The following is a 7,170-nucleotide window of genomic DNA, read 5'->3' as shown; positions in this document are numbered from 1 at the left end:
TCAAACGTTATGCGTCAATGTGCTCCATTTGTGCGTCACAATTCACATTTATGCGTCAGAGCCGCCACAAAATGCGTCACTCAAACGTTATGCGTCAATGTACTCCATTTGTGCGTCACAATTCGCAGTTATGCGTCAGATCGCACTCATTATGCGTCACAATTCACATTTATGTGTCAGAGCCACCGCAAAATGCGTCGCTCAAACGTTATGCGTCAATGTACTTCATTTGTGCGCCACAATTCACATTTATGCGTCAAACTTTCTCTCTTTTTCTAACAAAATGTTGTTAAGCCAACAGCCCGTTTTCTTCAAGAAATTCATCAACTGTCCGTTCATACTCTTCTTTGTTTTCATTATAAGATTGAGCATGAGCGCCTTTTTCGGCAATATATAGTTTTTTAGGCCCGTTTTTAAGCTCATATAAGCTCTCAGTCATTTCAGGAAGGATAAAACGGTCATCCTTACTATGGATAAATAAAATGGGTTTCTCGATGTTCTCAATGACCGCAATCGGTGATACATCGAGAATGGAATATTTATCGCGAAAGCGCAAAAAAGCGTTGCCAATCGGCAAAAGGAGATTGGGCGGCAATTTAAATGTCGTTCTAATGTGATGAGTCAGCTGTCCCTTTAAATCAGAGAAAGGACAGTCAGCAATATAAAAATCTGCACCGTCTTCAACCATTCCTGCATAAAGCAGCATTGTGGCTGCTCCCATTGATTCGCCGTGGATGCCAATTTGTATATCATTGCCTTTTAAAGATTTAAGCCAATCGACGATTACTTTCAAATCGTGTTTTTCATAATACCCGTAGCTGGTTGTTTTCCCGCCTGATTCTCCGTGGCGGCGGTGGTCGTAAATGACGACATTAAACCCGCGATTTAGAAACAAGTTCATATATTTAATTGAATTGGTTTTATTCTCGGTCACACCATGGGCAATGATAATATAGCGATGGTTTTCATGTGGCTCAGCGAGTACTGCTTTCAGCTGATAGCCAAACGAGGAAGGAAGAAGATATTCCTTTTTGGAGAGATGGGCGTAAATATCTGCATCAAATCTGCCTGATGAGCTTTCGCGCTCAAAAATGAACTGATCTTCCTTTTTGCGGATATACATCAATTTATTTGTGAAAAAAATGCCAATAGAAAGCAATGCCATTACCGGTAGGAAAATATAGCGGAAAAGTTTCTTCACGTTAATCCCCCAATGTTGTTATTTTACTTTATTTTACCATTTAAAATAGAAAATTATCCATTAGAACAACTCGTGTTTGCCGAAAGATGAACTAAAAAACTTCCTCTGTAAAAGAGGAAGCTAAGAATGTAATTGATAATAGCTGCTTTCAATTGAACGGGTAATATGTGGTTTAACTAGATCAATTGCTTCAATAAGCTTTGCTAAATCTACATTCGTGCGAATCCCCATTCTATCGAGCATATAGACGACATCCTCAGTGGCGGCATTTCCGGCAGCACCCGGGGCAAAAGGGCAGCCGCCAAGCCCGCCGGCAGATGTATCAAAACGGTCAATCCCTGCCTGCAGGGCAGCATAAATATTAGTTAAAGCCATTTTTCTTGTATCATGAAAATGAGCGGTTATTAATATGTGAGGAAACTCCTTTTTAAGTAAAGAAAATAGTGCGAATGATTCATGGGGCGCGGCCATTCCAATAGTGTCCGCGACACTAAGCTCATCTGCACCGGCTTCAACAAATGCTTTGCATAGCTTCAGCGTAGCTTCGGGCTCAATCTTTCCTTCGTATGGACAATAAAAGGCCGTTGATATGCATGCACGGACAAAGTAGCCTTTTTCTTTTAATTCATGAATAATAGGGGTAATTTCAGCAACGCTATCGGCTGTAGATTTATTGATGTTTTTTTTGTTAAATGTATTGCTGACACCTACAAAAACGGCTACAGCCCGGCAATTGGTCGAATAGACGCGATTCACACCTTTTCGGTTAGGAGCCAAAACAATATCGCGTGTATCTTCAGTAAGCGAATCGGCGACGATTTCTGCAGCATCGCCCATTTGCGGCACCCATTTGGGCGAGACAAAAGAAGTCAGCTCCATTTCCCTTAATCCTGCATCTTTTAATTTCTTAATGAATTGTTTTTTAACATCGGTAGGAACAAAGGCCTTTTCATTTTGTAATCCGTCTCTTGGACCAACTTCGATAATGGTTACTTCATTAGGCATTTGCAAGCTCATTCAATCTCTCCTCTTTTTATAGAAAGCGTTTTCTTTTATTTTATTTGTTTAACATTCAGAAATGCAAGAATTATATAAAATGTGGCATAATAGGAGAGAGTGTTTTTTGAAAATAATAGTGTGCTATTTTGAAAGGGTGAAGAAAATGGAACAAACAGAAGTAGTAATTGTGAGTGCGGTAAGAACTGCATTAGGAAGTTTTAATGGCAGCTTGAAAGGTGTGTCTGCTCCGGATTTAGGTGCGGTTGTTATAAAAGCAGCGATGGAGAAAGCTGGTGTAAAGCCTGAGGAAGTGGATGAAGTAATTTTAGGAAATGTGCTTCAAGCTGGCTTGGGGCAAAATCCGGCAAGACAAGCGGCGATAAAGGCGGGACTTCCTGAAAGCGTTTCATCGATGACGATTAATAAAGTGTGCGGTTCAGGGCTTAAAGCTGTGCATCTTGCGGCTCAGGCAATTGTTGCAGGGGATGCGGACGTTGTGATTGCAGGCGGAATGGAGAATATGAGCCAGGCGCCATATATATTAAAAGGAGCCCGCGATGGGTTTAAGATGGGCAATACGACATTATATGATTCACTCATTGATGATGGATTAACTTGTGTATTCAATCAGTATCATATGGGTGTAACGGCAGAGAATCTATGTGAAAAATATGAGATTACGAGAGAGGAGCAGGATGAATTTGCTGCAGCCAGCCAATCAAAAGCGGTTGCTGCAATAGAATCAGGGCGATTTAAAGATGAAATTGTTCCGGTTGAAATTCCGCAGAGAAAAGGTGAGCCGATTATTTTTGCTGAAGATGAGTATCCGAAGAAAGGGACGACAGCAGAGAAGCTGGGCGGATTGCGGGCAGCTTTTAAGAAGGAAGGCAGCGTCACGGCGGGCAATTCTTCTGGCATCAATGATGGCGCGGCAGCACTAGTTGTGATGAGCAGGAAAAAAGCGGCAGCACTTGGTTTAGAGCCGCTTGTGACGATTAAAGGCAATGGAAATGCCGGTGTGGACCCGAGCATTATGGGAATCGGTCCTGTGAAAGCGGTGAAGAAGGCATTGGCAAAAGCAGGCGTATCAATGGAGGAACTCGAGCTGATTGAAGCGAATGAAGCTTTTGCGGCACAGTCATTAGCTGTTGATAGAGAGCTGAGTTTCAATAAGGAAATTTTAAATGTAAATGGAGGAGCGATTGCACTTGGCCATCCGATTGGCGCAAGCGGTGCCCGCATTCTCGTCACATTAATCCACGAAATGCAAAAAAGACAAGCCAAAACAGGCCTAGCTACCCTATGCATCGGCGGAGGCCAAGGCGTAGCCACCGTCGTCGAACTAGCATCCGCAGCCAAATAATCAAAATCAAAATCATATAGGTACCTGTCACCTACATGATTCTACAAAATTCGACAAAAAAGCGATCAAGCCCAACGAAAGTGTGCATGATCGCTTTTTGGCTTTTAAGCTTTGACTTCATAACCTCACATCTGCAGTATAAGGAGTTGTCGAAATTTGTAGGTGACAGGTACCCATGGTATAATGTGGTCACAAAAATTTATGTGCGATTGAGGGGATTTGTGATGAGGAAGAGGAGACAGCAGGGAAGTGCGCCGAAGCGGGATGATAGGCCGGTTACTTTGGGGGATATGCTGAATAAGGATTTGCTGGATCAGTTACAAGGTAAGAAAAGTGAATTGAAGGCGGAGGAGAGTAAAAGGCAGGAGGAAGAGGCTCGTAAAAAGGCGGAGGAACGCCGTTTGAAAGAGAAGAATAAGAGCTTTGAAGAACTGCTTGGAGAGAGCGACTTGAATTGGAAGGAATTTAAATAAGTAAGCGGGCACATGAAGCTGCCCGCTTTTTCTTTCGCGGATGAAAGGACAGTAAACCGCCTCTTCAAGACTTCCAACGGGTCAACTGCCGGTAAAATCCCCGTTTTGTTCAACAATCCATTAGTGGAAGATGAGGAAAAATCCCACCTCCACTAATGAAAGTTCACTTTACCGATGCGCCTCATAGCGGCTCGCCTTTGCCACCTTTTGAATAAATGAGACTTCTTCATCCGATAAAGAGGGTGCCTTAACCGCTGCTGCATTTTTCTTCACCTGTTCACTAGAAGAGGCGCCTGCAATAATTGACGATACCCCTTCATTCGCAAGGTTATATTGCATCGCCACTTCATGAAGCGGGCGGGCGCTTTTAAATTGATCTTCCAGTTCAAGAAGCAGCGCTTTTAATTCGCCGTCATTATAATCAAGAAAACCTTTATCTATAGCTTTCTCAGGCCATTTGTCACTTAAAACCCCTTTTGCCAGCGGGCCGCGCGTCAATACGCTTACATGGTTTTTTGTTAGAAAAGGCAATGCCTCTTCTTCGGGGCGACGGTCAAGAATGCTGTATTGCATCATCACTGAATCAATATTTCCTTTCCTGACATACTCTCTAATCACATTTGGCCGTATGGATGAAATGCCATAGGCACGGATAAATCCTTCTGCTTTGAGCTCTTCAAAAGCTTCAATACTTTCATCAATATGATCTTCGATTGTCCCACCATGAAGCTGATAAAGGTCAATGTATTCCACACCTAATCGATTCAGACTGTTTTTTACCGCCTCTTTAATATATGCTTTAGATGGATCCCAGCTCCAGCCGTCTTTTTGTTCATTCCAGCGGTTGCCGACCTTCGTAGCGATAACAACCTCTTCTCTTACATGCTTCAACGCTTTGCCTACAATTTTTTCATTCACGCCATAATCATACAAATCAGCAGTATCAAAATAATTAATTCCTTCATTTAATGCTGTCTCAATGATGCTTTGCGCTTTTTCCTCATCCGTTCCAAGGGACATGCAGCCAAGGCCAAGCTCACTTACATAAATGCCCGAAGTACCAAGCTGTCTCTTTTTCATTTGCAACACCACTTTTCATCGTTTCTATCTATTTTACAGATAAAACGATCGTGCGGACAAATTATCTGTTCTTCGTTTTAATATCTGTGCTATCAACCCATTCCTTTATATCTCTATAATAGTTCTGGTATTCTTTCAGCTTTGCCCGAATTTGCCATGCTTTGCCGACCAGGATGACGCCTTTGTCATGAATATAGATTTTCATCTCATCCTCCCGAAAATAAAGTATGTTAAAATTGTATGAGCAAATATTATTAGGATAGAACAGGAGTGACGATATAAATGAGTCGCCTAGAAGAAAAAACATTAAAAACAGAAAAACTATTTTCAGGTAGTGTTATTAGTCTGCAAATTGAAGATGTTGAATTACCGAATGGAAAAACGTCAAAACGGGAAATTATCAAACATCCTGGTGCGGTTGCAGTCCTGGCATTAACTGATGACAATAAAATAGTCATGGTGGAACAATATCGCAAGGCATTAGAGAAAACGATTGTGGAAATACCCGCGGGCAAACTTGAAAAAGGGGAAGACCCATTGGAATGTGCGAAAAGGGAGCTCGAGGAAGAAACAGGCTATGGCTGCGCTGAAATGGAATGGCTGATTTCCTTCTATACATCTCCGGGATTTGCTGACGAAATTGTCCATCTGTACATAGCAAAGGAACTAAAAACGGTAGAAAATGCGGCTTCTATGGATGAGGATGAATTTGTTAACTTAATGGAAGTTACCTTAGAAGAAGCGATTGAATTAGTGCGAAACCAAAAAATATATGATGCAAAAACTGCTTATGCGGTACAGTATTTGCAATTACAAGGGGCATTAAAAAAGTAAAATGAAAACATATTATGCGGACATGCATATCCATATTGGCCGGACATATACTGGCAAACCGGTTAAAATAACGGGTGCAAAATCGCTGACCTTTTCAAATATTATTCAGCATGCAAGAAATGAGAAGGGGCTCGATATGATTGGCATCATCGATTGCCATTCGCCAGAGGTGATAGAAGAAATCTCGCAATTGCTCCATTTAGGTGAAATAGTTGAGCATGACGACGGCGGTCTTCTGTATGGAGATATGTCAATTATTCCTGGTTCAGAACTTGAAATCTATGACCAAAACTGCCAAGGTCCGATTCATGTGCTTTGCTTCTTCCCTACTATTCGTGCGATGAGTGACTTTTCAATTTGGCTATCTCAGCATTTGAAAAATATTCAATTAAGCTCTCAGCGCATTTATGTAAGCGGCCGCCTACTACAGAAAAAGGTGAAAGAATTAGGAGGTTTATTTATTCCTGCTCACGTGTTTACACCGTTTAAAAGCATGTACGGAAAAGGAGTCAACCGCTCGTTGACAGAAGTGTTTGATCCGGAAAGGATAGATGCAATAGAGCTTGGCCTAAGCTCAAATACAAAGATGGCTGAGCAGATTGCTGAATTAAAGGACTTTACTTTTTTAACGAATTCAGATGCACATTCATTAAAGAAAATTGCAAGGGAATACCAAACACTTTCATTGAATGCGCCGACATTTAAAGAGTTTGCGATGGCATTGAAGCAAAATGGTGGTCGTAAAGTTTCTGCTAACTATGGTTTAGATCCACTTCTAGGAAAATATCATGGAACGGCATGTGCCAAATGCTTAACTCCTTTTCGTGTAGACGAGGGTATTTGCCAGCAATGTGGAAGCGAAAAATATATTAAAGGCGTGGCAGATAGAATTGCCGAACTAGTTTCTTCTCATGTTGAAAGAATCGAGCGGCCTCCGTATATTCATCAAGTTCCTCTTGAGTTTTTGCCTGGACTTGGGCCAAAAATGCTTGAGAAACTATTGGACCATTTTGGGACAGAAATGGCGATTCTCCATCGAATCCCTTACGAACAATTAAAGAAGGTTGTACCGCTGACGATAGCAGATCTTATTATGGCAGCAAGAAAAGGAGAACTGCATCTTCAAGCTGGCGGGGGAGGCAAGTATGGGAAAATTTCAGGAGATTAAAAATAAAAAAAGCTGTCCAGAAAATCAGTAAGCTGGTCTTGCCCCTGTCAAG

The 7,170-nt window shown here is 41.8% G+C and carries 8 protein-coding genes; 4 read left to right on the top strand and 4 right to left on the bottom strand.

Features of this window, described 5'->3' with window-relative positions; all coding sequences use genetic code 11:
• Nucleotides 1–289: 289 nt before the first annotated feature.
• Both CWS20_RS27430 and CWS20_RS27425 read right to left on the bottom strand, forming a co-directional pair.
• A complete protein-coding gene (locus tag CWS20_RS27430) occupies nucleotides 290–1,201 on the bottom strand; it encodes an alpha/beta hydrolase (protein WP_066200841.1) in 912 nt (303 codons plus the stop codon).
• A 120-nt stretch (nucleotides 1,202–1,321) separates the two neighbouring features.
• On the bottom strand, nucleotides 1,322–2,218 hold the full coding sequence (locus CWS20_RS27425; RefSeq protein WP_066200838.1) for a hydroxymethylglutaryl-CoA lyase: 897 nt from the start codon (nucleotides 2,216–2,218) through the stop codon (nucleotides 1,322–1,324).
• A 145-nt stretch (nucleotides 2,219–2,363) separates the two neighbouring features.
• Between CWS20_RS27425 and CWS20_RS27420 the strand changes: the two genes are divergently transcribed.
• Both CWS20_RS27420 and CWS20_RS27415 read left to right on the top strand, forming a co-directional pair.
• Nucleotides 2,364–3,563, top strand: a complete 1,200-nt coding sequence (locus CWS20_RS27420; RefSeq protein ID WP_066201874.1) for an acetyl-CoA C-acetyltransferase — start codon at nucleotides 2,364–2,366, stop codon at nucleotides 3,561–3,563.
• 224 nt (nucleotides 3,564–3,787) lie between these two features.
• Nucleotides 3,788–4,036 carry a YqkE family protein gene (locus CWS20_RS27415; protein WP_066200835.1) on the top strand — a complete coding sequence of 83 codons (249 nt, stop codon included), beginning with the start codon at nucleotides 3,788–3,790 and terminating at the stop codon, nucleotides 4,034–4,036.
• A 168-nt stretch (nucleotides 4,037–4,204) separates the two neighbouring features.
• Here the strand turns inward: CWS20_RS27415 and CWS20_RS27410 are convergent, their stop codons facing one another.
• Nucleotides 4,205–5,116, bottom strand: a complete 912-nt coding sequence (locus CWS20_RS27410; RefSeq protein WP_066200829.1) for an aldo/keto reductase — start codon at nucleotides 5,114–5,116, stop codon at nucleotides 4,205–4,207.
• Between the two features lie 61 nt (nucleotides 5,117–5,177).
• Nucleotides 5,178–5,321 (bottom strand): Z-ring formation inhibitor MciZ, encoded by a 144-nt coding sequence (gene mciZ, locus CWS20_RS27405; RefSeq protein ID WP_083957471.1) that lies wholly within the window; start codon nucleotides 5,319–5,321, stop codon nucleotides 5,178–5,180.
• A gap of 77 nt (nucleotides 5,322–5,398) precedes the next feature.
• On the opposite strand from mciZ, the gene CWS20_RS27400 reads away from it, so the two are divergent.
• Together CWS20_RS27400 and CWS20_RS27395 are read left to right on the top strand one after the other, a co-directional pair.
• Complete coding sequence (locus CWS20_RS27400) at nucleotides 5,399–5,950, top strand: NUDIX hydrolase (RefSeq protein ID WP_066200823.1); 552 nt, start codon at nucleotides 5,399–5,401, stop codon at nucleotides 5,948–5,950.
• Between the two features lies 1 nt (nucleotide 5,951).
• The gene (locus tag CWS20_RS27395) at nucleotides 5,952–7,118 is read left to right on the top strand and encodes an endonuclease Q family protein (protein ID WP_066200820.1); all 1,167 of its coding nucleotides are present in this window, start codon (nucleotides 5,952–5,954) and stop codon (nucleotides 7,116–7,118) included.
• Nucleotides 7,119–7,170 lie beyond the last annotated feature (52 nt).

The sequence above is a fragment of the Cytobacillus horneckiae genome, from assembly GCF_002835735.1.
Taxonomy (GTDB): domain Bacteria; phylum Bacillota; class Bacilli; order Bacillales; family Cytobacillaceae; genus Cytobacillus; species Cytobacillus horneckiae.
This window is presented reverse-complemented; position numbering and strand designations above follow the sequence as displayed.